Origin of the sequence: Cellulomonas sp. CW35, assembly GCF_052378485.1 — a bacterium.
In the GTDB taxonomy this organism is placed as follows: Bacteria; Actinomycetota; Actinomycetes; order Actinomycetales; family Cellulomonadaceae; genus Cellulomonas; species Cellulomonas uda.
Genome location: NZ_CP199000.1, coordinates 554,800 through 573,829, shown reverse-complemented (window position 1 = coordinate 573,829; position 19,030 = coordinate 554,800). Strand labels below are relative to the sequence as shown.

20 protein-coding genes and 2 riboswitches are annotated in these 19,030 nt (G+C 75.1%); of the genes, 4 read left to right on the top strand and 16 right to left on the bottom strand.

The window, feature by feature from the left end:
- Positions 1–284 precede the first annotated feature (284 nt).
- Positions 285–1,493, bottom strand: coding sequence for a GNAT family N-acetyltransferase (locus tag ACT17Q_RS02725; protein ID WP_444664576.1), 1,209 nt, complete (start codon positions 1,491–1,493; stop codon positions 285–287).
- A gap of 91 nt (positions 1,494–1,584) precedes the next feature.
- Between ACT17Q_RS02725 and ACT17Q_RS02720 the strand changes: the two genes are divergently transcribed.
- The gene (locus ACT17Q_RS02720; protein ID WP_094180951.1) at positions 1,585–2,172 is read left to right on the top strand and encodes a pentapeptide repeat-containing protein; all 588 of its coding nucleotides are present in this window, start codon (positions 1,585–1,587) and stop codon (positions 2,170–2,172) included.
- Positions 2,173–2,191: 19 nt separating this feature from the next.
- On the opposite strand, the gene ACT17Q_RS02715 is transcribed toward ACT17Q_RS02720, so the two are convergent.
- Complete coding sequence (locus ACT17Q_RS02715) at positions 2,192–2,608, bottom strand: hypothetical protein (protein WP_444664573.1); 417 nt, start codon at positions 2,606–2,608, stop codon at positions 2,192–2,194.
- 74 nt (positions 2,609–2,682) lie between these two features.
- Complete coding sequence (locus ACT17Q_RS02710) at positions 2,683–4,125, bottom strand: aminotransferase class V-fold PLP-dependent enzyme (RefSeq protein WP_444664571.1); 1,443 nt, start codon at positions 4,123–4,125, stop codon at positions 2,683–2,685.
- A gap of 39 nt (positions 4,126–4,164) precedes the next feature.
- Positions 4,165–4,278, bottom strand: a riboswitch (SAM riboswitch).
- 118 nt (positions 4,279–4,396) lie between these two features.
- Positions 4,397–4,495: riboswitch (SAM riboswitch) on the top strand.
- Between the two features lie 6 nt (positions 4,496–4,501).
- Here ACT17Q_RS02710 and ACT17Q_RS02705 point away from each other — a divergent pair.
- Together ACT17Q_RS02705 and ACT17Q_RS02700 are read left to right on the top strand one after the other, a co-directional pair.
- Positions 4,502–4,921: a rhodanese-like domain-containing protein gene (locus ACT17Q_RS02705; RefSeq protein ID WP_444664569.1), complete on the top strand. Its 420-nt coding sequence runs from the start codon at positions 4,502–4,504 to the stop codon at positions 4,919–4,921.
- Positions 4,918–6,171, top strand: coding sequence for an O-succinylhomoserine sulfhydrylase (locus ACT17Q_RS02700; protein ID WP_444664567.1), 1,254 nt, complete (start codon positions 4,918–4,920; stop codon positions 6,169–6,171). Before ACT17Q_RS02705 ends, ACT17Q_RS02700 begins: the two co-directional genes overlap by 4 nt.
- Before the next feature lie 103 nt (positions 6,172–6,274).
- Here ACT17Q_RS02700 and ACT17Q_RS02695 read toward each other — a convergent pair whose 3' ends face one another.
- The 12 genes from ACT17Q_RS02695 to ACT17Q_RS02640 all read right to left on the bottom strand — a co-directional run bounded on the left by ACT17Q_RS02695 (position 6,275) and on the right by ACT17Q_RS02640 (position 16,131).
- Entirely contained in the window at positions 6,275–6,808 is a 534-nt protein-coding gene (locus ACT17Q_RS02695) for a hypothetical protein (protein ID WP_444664565.1), read from the bottom strand.
- A gap of 197 nt (positions 6,809–7,005) precedes the next feature.
- Positions 7,006–7,992 (bottom strand): GNAT family N-acetyltransferase, encoded by a 987-nt coding sequence (locus ACT17Q_RS02690; protein ID WP_444664563.1) that lies wholly within the window; start codon positions 7,990–7,992, stop codon positions 7,006–7,008.
- 3 nt (positions 7,993–7,995) lie between these two features.
- The gene (gene purQ / locus ACT17Q_RS02685; RefSeq protein ID WP_141318385.1) at positions 7,996–8,691 is read right to left on the bottom strand and encodes a phosphoribosylformylglycinamidine synthase subunit PurQ; all 696 of its coding nucleotides are present in this window, start codon (positions 8,689–8,691) and stop codon (positions 7,996–7,998) included.
- The gene (purS, locus tag ACT17Q_RS02680) at positions 8,688–8,948 is read right to left on the bottom strand and encodes a phosphoribosylformylglycinamidine synthase subunit PurS (protein ID WP_094180957.1); all 261 of its coding nucleotides are present in this window, start codon (positions 8,946–8,948) and stop codon (positions 8,688–8,690) included. Before purS ends, purQ begins: the two co-directional genes overlap by 4 nt.
- Before the next feature lie 43 nt (positions 8,949–8,991).
- Positions 8,992–10,179: a hypothetical protein gene (locus ACT17Q_RS02675; protein ID WP_094180958.1), complete on the bottom strand. Its 1,188-nt coding sequence runs from the start codon at positions 10,177–10,179 to the stop codon at positions 8,992–8,994.
- Complete coding sequence (locus ACT17Q_RS02670) at positions 10,179–10,514, bottom strand: PadR family transcriptional regulator (protein WP_444664560.1); 336 nt, start codon at positions 10,512–10,514, stop codon at positions 10,179–10,181. Before ACT17Q_RS02670 ends, ACT17Q_RS02675 begins: the two co-directional genes overlap by 1 nt.
- Positions 10,515–10,555: 41 nt before the next feature.
- Positions 10,556–11,479 carry a diacylglycerol/lipid kinase family protein gene (locus ACT17Q_RS02665; RefSeq protein ID WP_444664558.1) on the bottom strand — a complete coding sequence of 308 codons (924 nt, stop codon included), beginning with the start codon at positions 11,477–11,479 and terminating at the stop codon, positions 10,556–10,558.
- A complete protein-coding gene (locus ACT17Q_RS02660; RefSeq protein WP_444664556.1) occupies positions 11,476–12,213 on the bottom strand; it encodes a phosphatase PAP2 family protein in 738 nt (245 codons plus the stop codon). Before ACT17Q_RS02660 ends, ACT17Q_RS02665 begins: the two co-directional genes overlap by 4 nt.
- Positions 12,213–12,956 carry a phosphatase PAP2 family protein gene (locus ACT17Q_RS02655; RefSeq protein WP_444664554.1) on the bottom strand — a complete coding sequence of 248 codons (744 nt, stop codon included), beginning with the start codon at positions 12,954–12,956 and terminating at the stop codon, positions 12,213–12,215. Before ACT17Q_RS02655 ends, ACT17Q_RS02660 begins: the two co-directional genes overlap by 1 nt.
- Before the next feature lie 58 nt (positions 12,957–13,014).
- Entirely contained in the window at positions 13,015–13,947 is a 933-nt protein-coding gene (locus ACT17Q_RS02650) for a phosphoribosylaminoimidazolesuccinocarboxamide synthase (protein WP_444664553.1), read from the bottom strand.
- Between the two features lie 97 nt (positions 13,948–14,044).
- Positions 14,045–15,310 (bottom strand): phosphoribosylamine--glycine ligase, encoded by a 1,266-nt coding sequence (gene purD, locus ACT17Q_RS02645; RefSeq protein WP_094182326.1) that lies wholly within the window; start codon positions 15,308–15,310, stop codon positions 14,045–14,047.
- Between the two features lie 167 nt (positions 15,311–15,477).
- A complete protein-coding gene (locus tag ACT17Q_RS02640) occupies positions 15,478–16,131 on the bottom strand; it encodes a helix-turn-helix domain-containing protein (RefSeq protein ID WP_444664550.1) in 654 nt (217 codons plus the stop codon).
- A 135-nt stretch (positions 16,132–16,266) separates the two neighbouring features.
- On the opposite strand from ACT17Q_RS02640, the gene ACT17Q_RS02635 reads away from it, so the two are divergent.
- Entirely contained in the window at positions 16,267–17,601 is a 1,335-nt protein-coding gene (locus ACT17Q_RS02635; protein ID WP_444664548.1) for an MFS transporter, read from the top strand.
- Positions 17,602–17,668: 67 nt separating this feature from the next.
- Here ACT17Q_RS02635 and ACT17Q_RS02630 read toward each other — a convergent pair whose 3' ends face one another.
- Entirely contained in the window at positions 17,669–18,955 is a 1,287-nt protein-coding gene (locus tag ACT17Q_RS02630) for an adenylosuccinate synthase (RefSeq protein ID WP_268530666.1), read from the bottom strand.
- Positions 18,956–19,030 lie beyond the last annotated feature (75 nt).

Here is a 19,030-nt window from a genome sequence, read left to right as displayed (position 1 = left end):
CTCCGGGTATGCGCGACGAAACCCGGAGCAACCCCGGCCTCGTCGACCATCCAGCCGCGGGCTCGATCGACCATCCAGCCGGGGTCGACCGGCCATCCGGCCACGGGTCGACAGGCCATCCAGCCGCGAGACCGTCGTTGCTCCGGGTATTCGCTACCGGAGCCGGAGGAAGCGCGGGGTCGCGGAGCTCGGCGCGCACGACGGGGTGCGGACGGGCTGTGCGGCGCGGCGCTCGGGGGTCTGAGGGGTCGGGTGGGTCAGGTGGGGGTGGCCAGGTGGGGGGGTCAGGTGGGGAGCCAGCCTGCGAGGGCGGCGATGCCGCGGGCCACCTCGTCGGGAGTGCGGCCCGCGGTGCCGACACGGTGCACCGACGGGGGGCAGCCACGCTCGAGCGCGCGGGCCGCCGCGTCGCTGCGCGCCACGTGCGCGGCGAGCTCGGCGCCGTGCTCGCGCTGCGCGAGCCGCTCGCGTGCGGTCTCGTCGTCGGCCGTGAGCAGCACGGCGGTGACGCGCGGGGAGTCGCCCATCGCGGCGGCCAGGTCGTCGGCGTACTGCGGGCTCACGGTGTTCGTGTAGACCAGGCGGCGGTGGCCGAGGTCGCGGTAGGCGGACCACACCGCGCGCAGGTTGCGCTCGGCCAGGCGGTCGGCGTGCGGTGCGGGGTGCGCGAGGTCCAGGTAGTCGCCCTCGATCACGGCGTGCGGGACGTCGGCGTCGCGGAGCAGCGCGTGCAGCGCGTGGGCCACGCTGGTCTTGCCGACCCCGGACCGGCCGCCGATCAGCACGACGTGCGACCGCTCGCCGGGGCCGCCGTCGCCGGGCCGCGCGCGCTCGTCGTCCCGGGCGGCTCCCGCACGCTCGTCGGACGCTGCGTGCTCGTCGGACGCGTGCTCGTCGGACGCTAGGTGCTCGTCGGAGCCCGGCAGTCCCAGCCGTGTGCGCAGCCGCGCACGCGCGGCGGGCCACTCGTCGGCCAGGACCGAGAAGTACACGGAGTCCCCGCGTGAGCCGTCGGGCGCGAGCCGGTGACCGCGCAGCCGCCCCTCCTCGACCGCGCCGAGCCGCGCGATGGCCGCGAGCGAGCGCGCGTTGCGCGCGTCCACGCGCAGCGCCACGCGGTGCACGCCCCACGTCTCGAACGCGTGCGTCAGCAGGGCGAGCTTGCACGCGGGGTTGACGTGCGTGCCCCACACCGCGGGGTCGTAGAACGTGTGCCCGACCTCGAGCCGGCCCATGCGCAGGTCGACGTCGTAGAACGAGGTCGACCCGAGCACCGCGCCGGACTCGGCGTCGAGCACCGCGAACGCGTACCGCCCGGGCGTCGCGAGCGCGCGCTCGACGTCCTCGAGCATGTCGTCGGGCGTGCGGGGAACGGGCGTCGTCATGCCGCGCCAGACCCGGTCGTCGACGAACACGACGAGCGCCGCCGCGTGCTCCGGACCGAGCGGGACGAGGTTGACCCCGGGGGCGTCGAGCGTCAGGTCGTGCTGCACGGGCCGCATCGTGCCATCCGGCGCACGTGCGGTTCGAGCCCTTTGCGCCCCGTGGACGGCCGGGGACGGCCGCGGGTGGCAAGGTGGGCCCATGCTGCTGGACGCCGGAGGCGACTACGACGGGCTGACGTTCACCGACGAGCGGTTGTCCGGGCAGGACGGTCGCGAGGCGCGCTTCCTCGACTGCACGTTCGTCGGCTGCGTGCTCGACGACGCGGAGCTGGCGCACGCGCGGTTCGTCGACACCACGTGGACGGGCGTGCGGGCGAGTGCGCTCGACCTGTCGAGCACCGCGTGGCAGGACGGTGGGTGGACGGACTGCCGGCTCGGGGCGGTGCAGGCGTACGGGTCGCGGTGGACGCGCGTGCACGTGTCCGGCGGCAAGCTCGACTACCTCAACCTGCGCGACGCGACGCTGGAGGAGGTGCGGCTGACGGGGGTCGTGGTGGACGAGCTCGACCTGGCGCGGGTGCGCGCACGGCGGCTCGTGCTCGAGGACTGCCGCGTGCGGCGACTCGACGTCACCGGCGCGACCCTGACCGACGCGGACCTGCGTGGCGTGCGCGACCTGCAGCACCTGGACGGCGTCGCGGGGCTCGCGGGTGCGACGATCACGTCCGAGCAGCTCGTCGAGCTCGCGCCGGCGCTGGCCGAGCACATGGGTCTGCGCGTCCGGTGACGGACCGCGCGCGGGCGCGTCAGGCGAGCGTCATGGCCAGCGCGGTCGCGGTGAGTGCGGCGGGGTCGTCGGGGCGCACGCCCACGGCCGCGAGCTGGCCGAGCCCGACGACGGCCGCGAGCGCGACGGACGAGCGGCGGCGGGCCTCGTCGGGGTCCTGCCCGAGCTCGACGAGCAGGTCGGCGAGGTAGTCGACGCGCCGCTGGGACACCCGTGCGACGACGTCTGAGACGCCCTCGGCGGCGGCCTCGACGTACAGGCGCGCGCAGTCGCGGCGCCGGCTCGCGACGGCCGTGAACAGGGCCTCGACGCGGTCCCGGGCGTCGCCGCGGCCGTCGCCGTCGACTCCCGCGCGGGCCTCGTCGCGGTCACGACGAACGTGCGCCTGCACAACCGGCGCGGCCGCCTCTACCTGCTGCCCGTGCGTGCGCTGCACCCGCACGTCGTGCGGAGCATGCTCGCGCGCGCCGCGCGCGTCCTGACTCCCTGACCTCTGCGGCGCCGCTCGGCTCAGTCGAGCGCAGGACCGCACGCCGCCGCGGCGGTCGCGGCCAGGTGGTCCAGGCCGTGCACCGCGAGCAGCGGACGCGTGTCGTCGACGACCGCCCAGCAGCCGTCCTCGACCGCGTACCGCGAGCGCGGCCCGTCCGTCACGTACGCGTGCAGCGCCGCGACCAGACGGTCGACGGCCTCGCTCGGCGTCCCGACCCCCACCGACGCGCGGATCGCACCGCCGCTCGCACCCAGGCGGGACAGCAGCGGGTGCGCGCAGAACCGGCCGTCACGCACACCGATGCCGTGCTCGGCCGCGAGGTACGCGGCGACCAGGCCGGGGTCGTGGTCCTCCACCGTGAACGTCACGACCCCCACGGGCTCCGCCGAGTCGGGCCAGATGCTCGCGACGCGCACACCCGGGACCCGCTCGAGCCCCGCGACGAGCCGGCCCCGCAACGCCCGCTCGTGCTCGACGAGCGCCCCGGCCGGCAGCGCCGCGAGCGCGTCGCACGCCTCCGCCAACGCGATCGCACCGATGACGTTCGGCGACCCGGCCTCGTGGCGCGCCGGGGCCGGCTGCCACACGGTCCGGTCGGCCCGCACGTCGCGCACCGCACCTCCCCCTGCGAGGTACGGCATGCCCGTGTCGAGCCAGTCGCGACGGCCGACGAGCGCGCCCGCGCCGAACGGCGCGTACGTCTTGTGGCCCGAGAACGCGACGTAGTCGGCGCCCGTGCGCGCGAGCGAGAAGCCGCGGTGCGGCACGAGCTGCGCACCGTCGACCGCGACCCGCGCACCCGCGGCGTGCGCGATCTCGACGACCCGCTCGACCGGCAGCGCCTCACCCGTGACGTTGGACGCGCCCGACACCGTGACCAGGGCGTACGCGCGCGCGGTGAGCTCCGCGCGCAGCGACTCGAGGGTCGCGGCGACGGTCTCGGCGATCGGCAGGATCGTCGTGCGACGGCCGTGCGGGTCGCTCGAGCGCAGCCACGGGAGCAGGTTCGCGTGGTGCTCCAGGTCGAGCACCAGCACCCGCTCACCGGTCGGGACGACCCCGGCGAGCAGGTTGAGCGAGTCGGTGGTGTTGCGGGTGATGATCGCGACGTCGTCCTCGCGCGCGTCGACGAACCGCGCGACCGCCTGCCGCGCGGACTCGTACAGCGCGGTCGACACCTGCGAGAGGTACCCCGCGCCGCGGTGCACCGACGCGTACAGCGGCAGCACCTCCGCGACCCGGTCGGCGACGGCCTGGAGCGCCGGTGCGCTGGCGGCGTAGTCGAGGTTCGCGTAGACGCGCTGCGTGCCGTCGACGAGCGGCACCGTGGTGCTGCCCCCGACCACGGGCAGGAGCGGCTGGACGGCGGACACGGTGGTCGCGCCCGTCGTCGTGCCGGTCGTCGTGCCGGACGTCGGGGCCGTCGTCGGACAGGACGTCGTCTCGGCCAGTACGGTCACGGGGGTACCTCCGTGGATCCGGGGACCCCGGGTCCGGGCATCCCGCGCTTGCCGGCACCGGTCGGTGCTCGGCCTGGTCGTCACCCGGGGCACCCCACCGCGGAGGAGGGTTGCCGGCCAGCGAGCCGGGGCTTCGCGCTGGCGCTCATGACCTGACCGAAAGGGTGGCGAGCCGAGCGAGCGGCTGTCAACGCGGACACCCGTCCGTCTCGCCACGCGGAACGCGTGTCCACGAGGTGGATGTGGCCGACGAATCGGCGTTACAGTCCTCGCACCATCCAGAGCGGCCGAGAGATCTGGCTCGACGACGCCGCAGCAACCCGCAGGCCCCGCGCCTGGCCGAGGGTGCTACCGCCAGGACCGATGGAGGAGCGACATGGCCGGACCCTACGCAGGCGACCTCACCCCGCAGCAGGCCTGGGACCTCGTGGCGTCCGACGAGCGTGCGCTGCTCGTCGACGTGCGCACCGAGGCCGAGTGGCAGCAGATCGGCGTCCCCGACGCCGCCGACACGGGCGGGCGCGCCGCGTTCGTGCAGTGGCTGACCCCGGTCGGCCCCAACCCCACGTTCCTCGACGAGCTCGCGGCGACCGGGCTCGAGCCCGGCGACGGCCGCCCCGTCGTGTTCCTGTGCCGGTCGGGCGTCCGCTCGGTCGCCGCCGCGCAGGCCGCGACCGCCGCGGGCTACGGCCCGGCCTACAACGTGCTGCGCGGGTTCGAGGGCGACGTCGGGCCCGACGGGCACCGCGGTCACTGGGGCTGGCGCGCCGAGGGCCTGCCCTGGCGGCAGGCGTGAGCCCGTACGCCCCCGGCCCCGGCGACTGGGACGCCCGGCGGGTCGACCGCTCGACGCTGCGCCCGGACACGCTCGCGGTGCGCGGCGGGCACGTCCGCTCGCAGTTCGGCGAGTTCGGCGAGGGGCTGTTCCTCACGCAGGGCTTCACCTACGACTCTGCGGGCCAGGCCGAGGCCGCCTTCGCGGGCGAGGTCGACCGGTTCCTGTACTCCCGCTACAACAACCCGACCGTGTCCACCTTCGAGGAGCGCCTGCGCCTGCTCGACGGCGCGCAGGCCTGCTACGCCACCGCGTCCGGCATGAGCGCGGTGTTCACGGCGCTCGCCGCGCTCGTCGGCTCGGGCTCGCGGATCGTCGCGGCCCGTGCGCTGTTCGGGTCGAGCGTCGTCATCTTCGACGAGATCCTCGCGAAGTGGGGCGTGCGCACCGAGTACGTCGACGGGCACGAGCTCACGCAGTGGGAGGCGGCGCTCGCCACCCCGGCCGACGTCGTGTTCTTCGAGACGCCGTCGAACCCGATGCAGGACCTCGTCGACATCGAGGCGGTCTCGCGCCTCGCGCACGCGGCCGGCGCGGTCGTCGTCGTCGACAACGTGTTCGCGACCCCCGTGTTCTCCCGCCCCCTCGACCTGGGCGCCGACGTGGTCGTGTACTCCGCGACCAAGCACATCGACGGGCAGGGCCGTGTCCTGGGCGGCGCGATCCTCGGCTCGGCGGACTTCGTGGGCGGGCCGGTGCAGACGCTCATCCGCAACACCGGGCCCTCGCTCTCGCCGTTCAACGCGTGGGTCCTGCTCAAGGGCCTCGAGACGCTGTCGATCCGCGTGCGGCACCAGGCCGCGTCCGCGCTGACGCTCGCGCGCTGGCTCGAGGAGCACCCGGCGGTCGAGTCCGTCCGCTACCCGTTCCTCGAGTCGCACCCGCAGCACGACCTCGCGCGGCGGCAGCAGACCGGCGGCGGGACGGTCGTGACGTTCACGCTGCGCACGCCCGAGGGCGCGACGCCGGAGCTCGCGAAGAAGACGACGTTCGGTGTGCTCGACGCCCTGCGCGTGGTCGACATCTCGAACAACCTGGGTGACGCGAAGTCGATCGTCACGCACCCGGCCACGACGACGCACCGCAAGCTCGGCCCCGAGGGGCGCGCCAGGGTCGGCATCGGTGAGGCCACGGTCCGCTTCTCGGTGGGTCTGGAGGACGTCGAAGACCTGCGCGACGACCTCGACCAGGCTCTCAGCACGCTGCGCTGACCCTCCGCCACCACCTCTCCGCTGGGGACCCCACCACCCCACCCGGCCGACGCCGGGGTTGCTCCGGCTCCGACGTCCCGGAACCGGAGCAACCGCGGGGTGGTCAGGTGAGCGTGCGGGCCAGGGCGGCGGCGTGGCGGCGCGAGCCGCCGACGAGCGCGAGCTCGACCCGGTCGACGCCCGCGCGGCGCGCGACGTGCGCCGCCTCGGCGGCGAGCGTGTCGAGCGGCGCGACGAGCATCGTCGCGTCCACGTGCCACGCGAGGTGGCTGAACGCCGCCGCGTAGGCGAGGTGGCCGCGACGACGAGCCGCGTCGTGCGCGTCGTCGGCGACGACCGTCTCGACCTCGAGCACGACGGTGACGTCGCTGCGCGGGCGGCCCAGCGCGGCCATCTCACCGTCGAGCATCGCGACGAGCGCGCGCACCGCCGCGTGCGTCGGCAGACCCGCACCGTGGCGGACGCGGATCACGTCGGCGCGGGCGGCCGCGAGGGCGAGCGTCGTGGGTACGAGCGTCGAGTCGTCGATGACGAACTCGGTGACGTGCCGCGGGGTGGCGGCGGCGAGCGCGACGGCGGCGGGCCGCGCGGGGGACGTCAGGTCAGGGGTGCGCACGTGCGCGAGGGGCTGAGCCACGGGAGGAGGTCCTCGGGTCGGACGGGGTGCGCGACGAGGGCCAGGGGGCCGCGGGCGCGCGCGAGCGTCAGCTCAGCGACAACACACCCGGACCGAGAACATGGCGGACAGGGTAACCACGGCGGCGCGGTTGTGACCACCCCGCGTCCACGATCCGGCAGCCGTCACCCCGGGACGTCACCACCGCCGCGTCGAGCTCAGCGGAGCGCGCGCCCGAACCAGAGGGTCAGGAAGTCGTCGGCGTGGTCGGTGTACGGGGGCACGGGCCGGTAGCCCGCGGACAGGTACAGGGTCACGGCCTCGGGCTGACGGATGCCGGTCGCGAGCACGGTGCTCGTGAACCCGCGGGCGAGCGCGTCGTCGTGCGCGGCGGCGAGCAGCGTCCGCGCCACGCCGGCCCCGCGCGCCGCGTCGCTCACGAACATCTTCTTGAGCTCGGCGCTCCCGTCCGGCTGACCGGGGCGCGGCGCCCGCAGGGACAGGCAGCCCACCGGCACCCCCGCGACCCGCGCCAGCCAGGTGGTGAGCACGCCGACGCCCTGGCGGGCGTCGTCGGACGCGAAGCCGAGGTCGGGCGCGTCGGGGACCAGCTCCGGGTAGCGCTCGACGTTGAACGCCCACATCGCGCGCCGCAACCCCCGCGCCTCGTCGTGGTCCCAGGGCACGGTCTCGAGCGCGACGTCCGCGGCACCGGTGGAGCGCCGCGACGAGGTGCGGGGGCCCGCGGGGACGTCCTTGGCGAAGCAGCGCGAGAGCGGCTCGTCGGCGTACTCGGCGTAGTTCGGGATCGAGCGGTACCCCAGCGAGAGGTACAGGCCGATCGCCTCGGGCTGCAGGACGCCGGTCTCGAGGACCAGCCGCGTGCAGCCGTGCGCGGGTGCGAGCCGCTCGAGCTCGAGCATGACCCGCCGCGCGTGGCCACGCCCGCGTGCCCGCGGCGCGGTGTACAGGCGCTTGACCTCGCCCACGCCCGCGCCGAGGTCTCCGGACGCGTCGCGCAGCGCGACGCACGCGACCGGCTCGTCGCCGTCCCGCAGGACGACCATCGCGACGATCCCGTCACCGGTCATCGTGTGGCCGGTGTCGTCGTCGCCGTACCGGTCGCGCAGCTCGGCCTGCTGGGCGGTGCGCAGCGTGGCGGCGGCCGGGTCGTCCCAGTGGACGAGGTCGAGCGCGACCGTCATGCGTCAGCCGACGAGCGCGTGCAGCACCGAGGTGAAGAACCGCAGGCCGTCCGTGCCGCTGCGCGGCCCCTTCGCGCCGTCCGGCCCGAAGCCCGCCTCGACGGCGTGCTCGGGGTGCGGCATGAGCCCGACGACGTTGCCGCGCGCGTTGCTGATGCCCGCGATGCCGCGCCGCGACCCGTTCGGGTTGTGGTCCTGGTAGCGGAACACCACCCGACCCTCGCCCTCGAGCTCGTCGAGCGTGCGCTCGTCGGCGACGTACTGGCCGTCCTGGTTCTTCAGCGGGATCGTGATCCGCTCGCCGAGCGTGTAGTCGCGGGTCCAGGCGGTGTCGACGTTGTCGACCGACAGCACCTGCTCGCGGCACACGAAGTGCAGGTGGTCGTTCTTGATCATCGACCCGGGCAGCAGGTGCGCCTCGGTGAGGACCTGGAAGCCGTTGCAGATGCCGAGCACCGGCAGCCCGCCGTGCGCCGCGTCGACGATCTCGGTCATGACCGGTGCGAACCGGCTGATCGCACCGGCGCGCAGGTAGTCACCGTACGAGAACCCGCCGGGCAGCACCACGGCGTCCACGCCGTGCAGGTCCGCGTCCGCGTGCCACAGCGCGACGGGCTCGGCACCCGCGAGGCGCACCGCCCGCGCGGCGTCGCGGTCGTCGAGCGTCCCCGGGAAGGTGACGACGCCGATGCGGGTCACGCCGGGACCTGCTCGTCGGCGTAGACCGCGACGACGTCCTCGATCACGGGGTTCGACAGGACCTGCTCGCCGGCCTCACGTGCCGCGGCGAGCACCTCGTCGGTGACGTCGCCGTCGACCTCGAGCTCGAACCGCTTGCCCTGGCGCACGCCCGCGAACTGACCGAACCCGAGCCGGCTCAGCGCGGCGGCGACGGCCTTGCCCTGCGGGTCGAGGATCTCCGGCTTCGGCATGACGTCGACGACAACTCGTCCCACAGGTCTGCTCCTGGTTGCGCGGTGGCGGGGGTTCGCCGCGAGTCTACGACCCGTCCCGCACGGCCGACCGCGCCGACCGCCGGTCGGACACGGCGCCGGGCACGGCGTCGGGCACGGCGTCGGGCACGACCGCCGCACGGGGGGTGTCCGCCGCGGGCACGCGCCCGACGGCGAGCGCGACGACGTCGACGAGCGCGAGCTCCTGCCCGCCCCCGGGCGACGCGGCACCGTCCACCGCACCGTCCACCGCACCGTGCCCCGCATCGTGCAGCGCAGCGAGCGCCGCGGCCGACACCAGGAGCACGACGAGGCCGCACGACGCGACGAGGTAGGACAGGCCGGGCGCCGCGGAGCGCTCGAGCGCGACGAGCCAGACCAGCAGGCCGACGACGAGCAGGGCGGCGAGCCCCGTCGCGCGCCCGGCCGGGACGACGATGCGGTGCGGCTGGTCCGGCAGCGCCCGGCGCCGCCGGCCCCGCAGCCCGGCCACGACGACGACCGCGAGGACGAGGCCGAGGAGCACGGCGCCGACGAGGATCCCCACCCCCAGTGCTCCGGGTCCGCCCGGTGCGACCGCGTCGACCTCGACGCACGCCCGACCGCACGGGGTCACCGCGAGGTGGCCGGGTGCGGTGAGCACCACGCCCAGGGCCGCGGCGGTCGCGACGAGCGCCCCGACGGCGACGCGGCGCAGCGCGGGGCGGGCCGCCACGCGCCGCCGCGGGACCCACGACCAGGCGAGGTCCCACGGCGTGGGCGGCTCACCGGGTTGCGCGACGAGGTGCTTGGCGCGGCGACGCTCACCGTGCAGCTCGCGGCGCAGCAGGACGACGGGGAGCATGAGCGCGGCGACGACCGTGAACGAGAGCTCACGCATCAGGGCGGCGGCGATCGCGAACGGCATCGCCGACCAGACCAGGTCGCCGACCGCACCGGCGACGGAGTGCTGCTCGTCGTGCGCCCACCCGCGATGGCGCGCGGGGATCCGCGCGTCGAGCATCCGGTAGGCGGCGCGGGTCCGCAGCGGAGGGCCGGTGCGCACGCGCGTCGCGAGCCCCGCACGGACGAGGCCGAGCGCCTCGGGGACGCTCACGCGCCCGGGGTCGCCTCCGGCCTGCTCGTCGTCGGCGAGGTCGGCGAGCAGGCCGGCCACCTCGTGCTCGCGCGCGGCACGCCACCGCGGCGGGTACGCCGCGAGGCACCAGCGCAGCGGGACGCCCCGGCGCGCCATCACGCGCCACCGAGCGCGGGACGTGCGGCGAGCACACGCCGTGCGCGGGCCGCGAGCTCACGCAGCCGTTCGGTCTCCGCGGTGACCTGGGCGAGCCCCTCGTCGGTCAGGCGGTAGTAGCGCCGCAGGCGTCCGTCGACGACCACCTCGTCGGACATCTGCGCCCAGCCGCGCTCGACGAGCCGGTCGAGGACGCCGTAGAGCGTGCCCGCGCCGAGCGCGACCCGGCCGCCCGAGAGCGCTTTCACCTCGCGCAGCACGCCGTACCCGTGCCGCGGCTCGTCCGCGAGCGCGAGCATGACGAGGTACGTCTGCTCGCTGATCCCTTTCGCCATGCTCGATATATATCGCTGATCGATACATGGGACAATGGCCGTCAGTCGTGCCCGCGCACCTCGTGCGCCTCACGCGCCACCCGCACGGTGAGCGCACCCGCTCGCACGCGCGCCTCGACCTCGCGATGGTCGCCGACGGGGTCGCCGTCGAGCTGCGTCGCGATCGGCCGGTCCGTGCGCACGCGTACCGCCGCGCCCTGGTGCCGGTCGAGGTGCCCGTGCCCACGCCCCGACGTCACGACCGTCGCGAGCGCGCGCACCCAGCCGACCAGGCCGCGCGGCGCGACGACCGCGACGTCGAGCAGGCCGTCGTCGAGCCGCGCGTCCGGCATGAGCTCGACACCGCCCTGCAACCGCCCGCTGTTGCCGATCACCACGGCCCGCGTCGTGCGTCGCACCGGCGACCCGCCCTGGACCTGCACGCGCGCCGTGAACCCCCGCCCGACCACGGCCCGCAGCCCGCCGAGGATGTACGCCGGCCACCCGACGACGGCCTTGAGGCGCTCGTCGGTGCGCACCATCGTCTCCGCGTCCAGCCCCACCCCGGCCATGACCAGGAAGACGTGCTCCTCGTCGTCGCCGTCGAACCGCAGCGTCCCGACGTCGATGCGCTCGTCGCGCCCGTCGAGCACCACCTGCATCGCGTCCTCGACGTCGTCGGACGTCAGGCTCAGGGCACGTGCGAGCAGGTTGCCCGTCCCACCGGGCAGCAGCCCGAGCGGGACGTCGCCCCCGGCGAGCACCTCGGCGACCGCGCGCACCGTCCCGTCGCCGCCGAACGCGCACACGAGGTCCGCGCCCTGCTCGAGCGCCTTGCGCGTCTGGCCCGACCCGGGGTCCTCGGGGGTCGTCTCGAACCACAGCGGCCGCTCGAGGCCGTGCCGCTCGCACACCGCGTCGAGCCGCGGTCGCGCCTCGACGACCTCCTGCTTGGCGGGGTTCGCCACGATCGCCACGCGCGTCATCGCCGGCCCTCCACGGTCTGCGTCTCCTGAGGCTCCTGCGGCGCCCGCTCGCGGGTCGGCCGGAGCCAGTACCAGCCCAGCAGCGCGCACAGCACGCCGTTGGCGCACCCGACGAGGACGTCGGTCGGGTGGTGCATCCCGCGGTACAGCCGCGAGGTCATGACGAACAGCGGCACGAGGAGCAGCACCACCGTGAGCGAGACGCGCAGCCACGTGCGCTCGATGCGCTGCGCCATGAGCGCGAGCGTCACGTACAGCGCGGTCGAGGCCCCCGAGTGACCGCTCGGGAAGCTCGACGTGGGCGGTGCGTGGTCGAGCTTCGGCACGTCGGGGCGGCTGCGCCCGACGAGGCTCGACGACGCGAGGAACACCATGACCTGCGCGCCGAGCGCCACGCCGGGCACCACGGCGTACCACCACCGGCGCGTGCGCCACCAGACCGCGGCCACGACGACGAGGCACACGGCGATGATCGCGCCGGTGTTCCCGACGTGCGACGCGAACGCGGTGAGCGAGTCCAGCGCCGCGGTGCGCTGGTCGACGAACCAGCGGTTCACCCCGTCCTCGGCGTCGGCGATGCCGCTGAGCGGGCCGCCCAGCAGGAGGCCGAGGCCCACGACGACCGCGCCCCACAGCACGGCGGGCGCGAGCACCCGCAGGGCGAGGTCGCGCGCCGCCTCGCGTGGCGTGGGCCGGGTCACGACGTCGGGGTCCCAACGGTGCGGGTCGAGCATCAGGCGGCACCCTTCTCGTCGTGCGGGCGGGACTGCGGCCGGTACCAGTGCCGGAACGCGAGGTACGACGCGAGGGCGAACCCCACGCCGAGGAGCATCCCCGCGACCACGTCGCTCGGGTAGTGGACGCCGAGCATGACGCGGTCGAGCGCGGTGAGCAGCGTGAGCACCGCGGCGGTGCTCACGGCCCCGACCCGCAGCCCGCGCGAGCGCAGCGCGGGCCACACCAGCAGGACCAGCACGGTCGTCATGAGCGCGGTGTTCGTCGCGTGACCGGACGGGAACGAGTACCCGTGCGCGACCTCGACGGGCTCGTCCAGCACGGGCCGGGCGCGGCGCACGAGCTCCTTGAGGAGGTTGGACAGTGCCCAGCCCACCAGCACCGTGGCGCCGGCCCAGCAGGCGCGCGCCGTGTCCCGCGTGCGCCACCAGTACCAGGCGCACAGCGCGAGCACCGGCACGACGAGGTTGCGCGCCAGGAAGACGGTCTGCCACACGACGAGCGTGCGCAGCAGCCCCGGCTCGGCGGCCGCGAGCCGTGTGCCGGCCTGCACCGCTCCTTCGTCGAGGCGGACGAGCGGCGACCACTGGCCGCGCACGAGCAGGGCGACCGCGACGACGAGGACACCCGTCCCGACGCCGGTCAGGACCGCGAACGCGAGGCCACGGGCACCGTGCGCGGCGCGCGCGGGGTCGACCGGGCGCGGGGTACGCCGGACGCGGTTCAGGAGCTGGCGGGTCACGCGGCACACCGTGCCACACGCCGCGCGAACCGGCCTGTCGAACGGGCTCCCGTCGCGGTCAGAGGGCCAGCGGCACCCCGGTGAGACGCTCGTACGCCTCGAGGTAACGCGCTCGCGTGCGCTCGACGACGTCGTGGGGCAGGGGCGGCGGCGGCGCGTCCGACGCGCGCTCCCACCCGGACGCCGCCGACGTCAGCCAGTCCCGCACGAACTGCTTGTCGAAGCTCGGCTGCGGGTGCCCCGGCTGCCACGCCCCGGCGGGCCAGAACCGCGACGAGTCCGGCGTGAGCACCTCGTCGCCGAGCGTGATCGCACCCGTGGCCGGGTCGGTGCCGAACTCGAGCTTGGTGTCCGCGAGCAGCACGCCGCGCTCGCGCGCGATCGCCTCGGCGCGGCCGTAGACCGCGAGCGTGAGGTCACGCAACGCGGCGGCGGTCTCGTCGCCGACCATGGCCGCGACCACGGAGAACGGGACGTTCTCGTCGTGGTCGCCCAGCTCGGCCTTGGTGGCGGGCGTGAAGATCGGCTCGGGCAGCCGCGAGCCGTCGACGAGCCCCGCGGGCAGCTCGATCCCGGTCACCTCGCCCGACGCGCGGTACTCCGCGAGCCCCGAGCCGGTGAGGTAGCCGCGCACGACGCACTCGACCGGGAACATCTGCAGACGCCGGCAGATCATCGCGCGCCCGGCGACCGCGGCAGGCACGTCGGTCGACACGACGTGGCTGGGCACGAGGTCCGCGAGCTGCTCGAACCACCACAGCGACAGCTGCGTGAGCACCACACCCTTGTCCGGGATGCCCGGCGAGAGCACGTGGTCGTACGCCGAGACCCGGTCGCTCGCGACGACGAGCACCACGTCGCCGTGCTGCTCACGCACGGCGCGGCCCTCGACGCCCTCGTCGGGCACGTACAGGTCCCGCACCTTGCCTGAGTACGTGTGCGTCCAACCGGGGATCGTCGCTGCCGAGGGATCCGTGGCGTCGTGGGTCACGGGGCCCAGTGTGGCGGGCGCGGGCCGCGAGGTCACATCCTGGTCAGCCCGTGGGCTGTCCCCAGCTCGCCGCTCTCGCGCCCGGCGACCCGCGAGATCAGGACGCGGCGGAGGCCTTCGCGGCGATGTCGGCGCGGTGGTGCGAGCCCGCGAGGCCGATGCTCGCGACCGCGACGTACGCACGCTCGCGCGCCTGCGCGAGGTCCGCGCCGGTGGCCGTCACCGACAGCACGCGACCGCCCGCACTGACCACGTGCCCCTCGTCGTCGAGCGCGGTGCCCGCGTGCAGCACGTGCACGCCCTCGACGCTCTCCGCGACGTCCAGACCCGTGATGACGTCGCCCGTGCGCGGCGCGGCGGGGTAGCCCTCGGACGCGACGACCACCGTGACCGCGGCCTCGTCGGACCACTCGAGCGGCGCGAGCGCACCCAGCCCGCCCGTCGCGGCGGCGTGCAGCACGCCCGCGAGCGGGGTGCGCAGCCGCGCGAGCACGACCTGCGTCTCCGGGTCGCCGAACCGCGCGTTGAACTCCACGACGCGCACGCCCTTCGACGTGAGCGCCAGGCCGCAGTACAGGACGCCGACGAACGGCGTGCCGCGGCGGGCCATCTCGGCGACCGTGGGGCGCGCGACGGTCTCGAGGACCTCCTCGACCAGGCCCTCGGGCGCCCACGGCAGCGGCGTGTACGCGCCCATGCCGCCGGTGTTGGGGCCCTTGTCGTCGTCGAGCGCACGCTTGAAGTCCTGCGCGGGGACCAGCGGGACGACGTCCGTGCCGTCCGCGAGCACGAACAGCGAGACCTCCGGACCGTCGAGGTACTCCTCGACGACGACCGCGCCGCCCTCCTTGGCGAGGCACGCACGCGCGTGGTCGACCGCGACCTGCCGGTCCTCGGTGACGACGACGCCCTTGCCCGCCGCGAGCCCGTCCTCCTTGACGACGTGCGGCGCCCCGAGCTCGTCGATCGCGGCGACGGCCTCGTCGACCGTGCGCGCGACGCGCGGCTCGGCCGTCGGCACGCCCGCGGCGGCCATGACCTCCTTGGCGAATGCCTTGGAGCCCTCGAGCCGCGCGGCCTGCGCGGAGGGTCCGAACACCGGGATGCCCGCGGCGCGCACCGCGTCGGCGACGCCCGCGACGAGCGGCGCCTCGGGACCCACGACGACGAGGTCCGCGCCGAGCTCGCGCGCGAGGTCCGCGACCGCGGTGCCGTCGAGCGGGTCGACCGGGTGCAGCGTCGCCACCGCACCGATCCCCGGGTTGCCGGGGGCCGCGTGCAGCCCGGTGACGGACGGGTCGAGCGCGAGGGCTCGGGTGATCGCGTGCTCACGGGCGCCGGTGCCGACGACGAGGATCTTCACGGCGGCGAGAGTACCCGCGACGCCCCGGCCGACGCCCCCGCGTCCCACCCCACCCACCCCGCCCAGCCCGACGAACCTGCCGCCGAGCGCGCACGGTCCGGCTCCAGTGCGCACGCTCGGCGTGAGCGGTCGCGCAGCAGCGTGCGCGGTCGGCGAGTGGGGCGGGGTCAGTCCTGCGGGAGGGGGAAGACGTCGACGTAGACCCGCACGCGGCGGCGGCCCTCGGTCTCACCGGCGTCCTTGCGGGCCTTGGCCGCGTCGGTGTGCCGGTCGACGACCGCGATGAGCTCGCGCGAGAGCGCCGCCGCCTCGTCGAGCGTGAGGTCGCTGGAGGACGTGGTGTGCACGGCCGCGTCGTCCCAGGGCGCCGCGGTGGTGATCGAGTCGAACCACGTCTGCAGGGTCTCGGCGCGCTCGGCGATGACGGCGCGCAGCGCGGTGTCCGCCGCGAGGCGTGCCGCGGGGTCCTCGAGGTGCCGGCTGTCGAGCGTGAAGCCGACCGGCCGCCACCACCGCTCGCGCCCACCGGTGGGTGCCGTCGGGTCGTCCTCGATCAGGCCGTGCCGCTCGAGCTGGCGCAGGTGGTAGCTGGTCTGACCCGTGCTCTCCCCCAGGTGCCGCGCGACCTGGCTCGCGGTGCCGCGGCCGTGCGCCGTCAGGTAGCGGTACATCGCGATGCGCAGCGGGTGCGCGAACGACTTGAGCGCCTCGGCGCCCAGCGCGCGGGGCGCGTCGCGCAGCTCCCCCAGTCCCGACGAGCCTGCTGCCCCCTCCTGCGCCGCGGTGGCCTCGTCCGGCCTGGCGTCGTCGTCGGAAGGCACGTCGTCGGAAGGCACGTCGGCAGACGCGGGGGTCTTGCGTTCGGCCATATGCAGAGATACCTTTGCACTCGTTCCTTTGCAGAGAGTTCTTTGCATCGAGTTCTCTGCACTGCGACGAGCGTACCGGGAGCACCCATGACCACCACGCAGACGGCCCAGGACGTCACCCCCGCGGCGCCTGCGCGCGAGGTCGCCGGCACGCCCGCCGCCGACACCCCGACCCCCGGGCCGCTCGGCTCGCGGTTCACGGCGCTGCTCACCACCACCGGCCTCGCCAACCTCGGCGACGGCATCGTGCAGATGGGCGCGCCCCTCGTCGCCCTCACGCTCACGCGCTCCCCCGGCCAGATCGCGCTGCTGTCGGCGGCCGCCTGGCTGCCCTGGCTCCTGCTCGGCCTCGCGGGCGGCGTCGCGATCGACCGCACCGACCGCCGCGTCGCGCAGGTGGTCGCGCTCACCGCACGCGCCGCGCTGCTCGGCGTGGGCGCGTGGCTCGCCCTGACGGACGCGCTGTCCATGCCCGCGCTCGTCGTGCTCGTCCTGCTCTACGGCGTGACCGAGGTGTTCGCCGACCTCGCGCAGACCTCGCTCGTCCCGGACGTCGTGCCCCGCGACCGTCTGCAGGCCGCCAACGGACGCCTCATCGCCGTCCAGCAGGTGACCAACACGTTCGTCGGCGGACCCGTCGCGGGCGGGCTGCTCGCGCTCGGCACGGGCTGGGTGTTCGGGCTGCCCGCGGCGCTCGCCGTGGTCGCCGTCGCCGTGCTGCTGCGCGGCGTCCCCGGACGCTACAAGCCCGAGCGCACCACCCCGAGCAAGCCCGTCGACGACGTCCGGGAGGGCCTGCGCTACGTCGTGCACCACCCCGTGCTGCGACCGTTCGTCATCGGCGGCGGCATCATGAACATGGCCAGCACGGCCTACTTCGCGGTGTTCGTGCTGTGGGTCGTCGGGCCCGGGTCACGCCTCGAGATGCGACCCGAGCACTTCCCGCTCGTCACCGCGGTGCTCGCCGTGGGCGCGGTCGTCGGCTCGCTGCTCACCGAGCGGCTCGTCGCGCGGCTCCCCGAGCTCGGCGTCATGTACGCCTGCTGGCTCGCGTGCGTGCCGCTCATGCTCGTGCCGGTGCTGTTCCCGAACGTGCCCGCGCTGGCCGCCGCCATGTTCCTCGTCGGCCTGACCAACACGGTCGGCAACACCCTCTCGCAGTCGCTGCGCCAGCGGATCGTGCCGCGCGCGCTGCTCGGCCGCACCACGGGCGCCGGGCGCACCATCGGGTTCGGTCTCATGCCCGTGGGCGCGGTGCTCGGCGGGGTCGTCGCGGAGCACGCCGGGCTGCCCACGGTCTTCGTCGGCGCGACCGCCGTCACCGCGCTCGCGATCGCGTACCCCATGCTCACCGTCCGGCGCGGCACCGTCGAGCGTGCCGAGGCGGCCGCGCGTGCCGCGACGCCGACCGCCGCGGCCTGAGCCCCTCCAGGGACGGCGGGAGCCGGCGACCGGGCGGCGGCCCGCGTCGCCGGCTCCCGGCGTGCGCTCAGTCGAGCAGGTCGTGCTTGATGATCGTGGCCTCACGGCCCGGGCCGACGCCGATCGCGCTGATCCGCGTCCCCGAGACCGACTCGAGGAACTCGAGGTACCGCTGCGCGGCCGCCGGCAGGTCGTCCCACTCCCGCGCGCCCGTGATGTCCTCGTCCCAGCCGTCGAGCAGCTCGTAGACCGGCTTCGCGTGGTGGAAGTCCGACTGGTCCAGCGGCATCTCGTCCACGCGCTCGCCGTCCACCTCGTACGCGACGCACACCGGGATGCGGTCGCGGCCGGTCAGCACGTCGAGCTTCGTCAGGACGATGTCCGTCAGGCCGTTCACGCGCGACGCGTAGCGCGACACCACCGAGTCGTACCAGCCGGTGCGGCGCGGGCGGCCCGTCGTGGTGCCGAACTCGCCGCCGGTCTGCCGCAGCCACTCGCCGTCGTCGTCCAGCAGCTCGGTGGGGAACGGACCCTCGCCGACGCGCGTCGTGTACGCCTTCGCGACGCCGACGACCCGGTCGATGCGGGTCGGGCCCACGCCCGAGCCGGTGCACGCGCCGCCCGCCGTCGCCGACGACGACGTCACGAACGGGTACGTGCCGTGGTCGACGTCGAGCATCGTCGCCTGGCCCGCCTCGAACACGAGCGTCTTGCCGGCGTCGAGCGCGCGGTTCAGCTCGAGCGGGGTGTCCGCGACGTACGGGCGCAGGCGCTCGGCGTGGCGCAGCAGGTCCTCGACCGTCTCCTCGACCGTGATCGCGCGCCGGTTGTAGACCTTCACGAGCAGGTGGTTCTTCTGGTCGAGGGCCCCCTCGACCTTCTGGCTCAGGATCTTCTCGTCGAACAGGTCCTGCACGCGGATGCCGACGCGGTTGATCTTGTCCGCGTACGTCGGCCCGATGCCGCGACCCGTCGTGCCGATGCGACGCTTGCCGAGGAACCGCTCCGTGACCTTGTCGACCGTGCGGTTGTAGGGCGCGATGACGTGCGCGGCCGACGAGACCAGCAGGCGCGAGGTGTCCACGCCGCGCCCCTCGAGCCCGTCGATCTCCTGGAACAGGACCTCGAGGTCGATCACGACGCCGTTGCCGATCACGGGGACGACGCCCGGGGAGAGGATGCCCGACGGCAGCAGGTGCAGCGCGTACTTCTCGCCGCCGACGACGACCGTGTGGCCGGCGTTGTTGCCGCCGTTGAACTTCACGACGTACTCGATGCGCGAGCCGAGCTGGTCGGTCGCCTTGCCCTTGCCCTCGTCGCCCCACTGGACGCCGAGCACCACGACGGCGGGCATCTGATCACCACTCCCACCTGCCTGAGGCTTTCGCCGAGCCGCGTCGTCGGGCGGCGGCGGGCACAGGGCGACAGG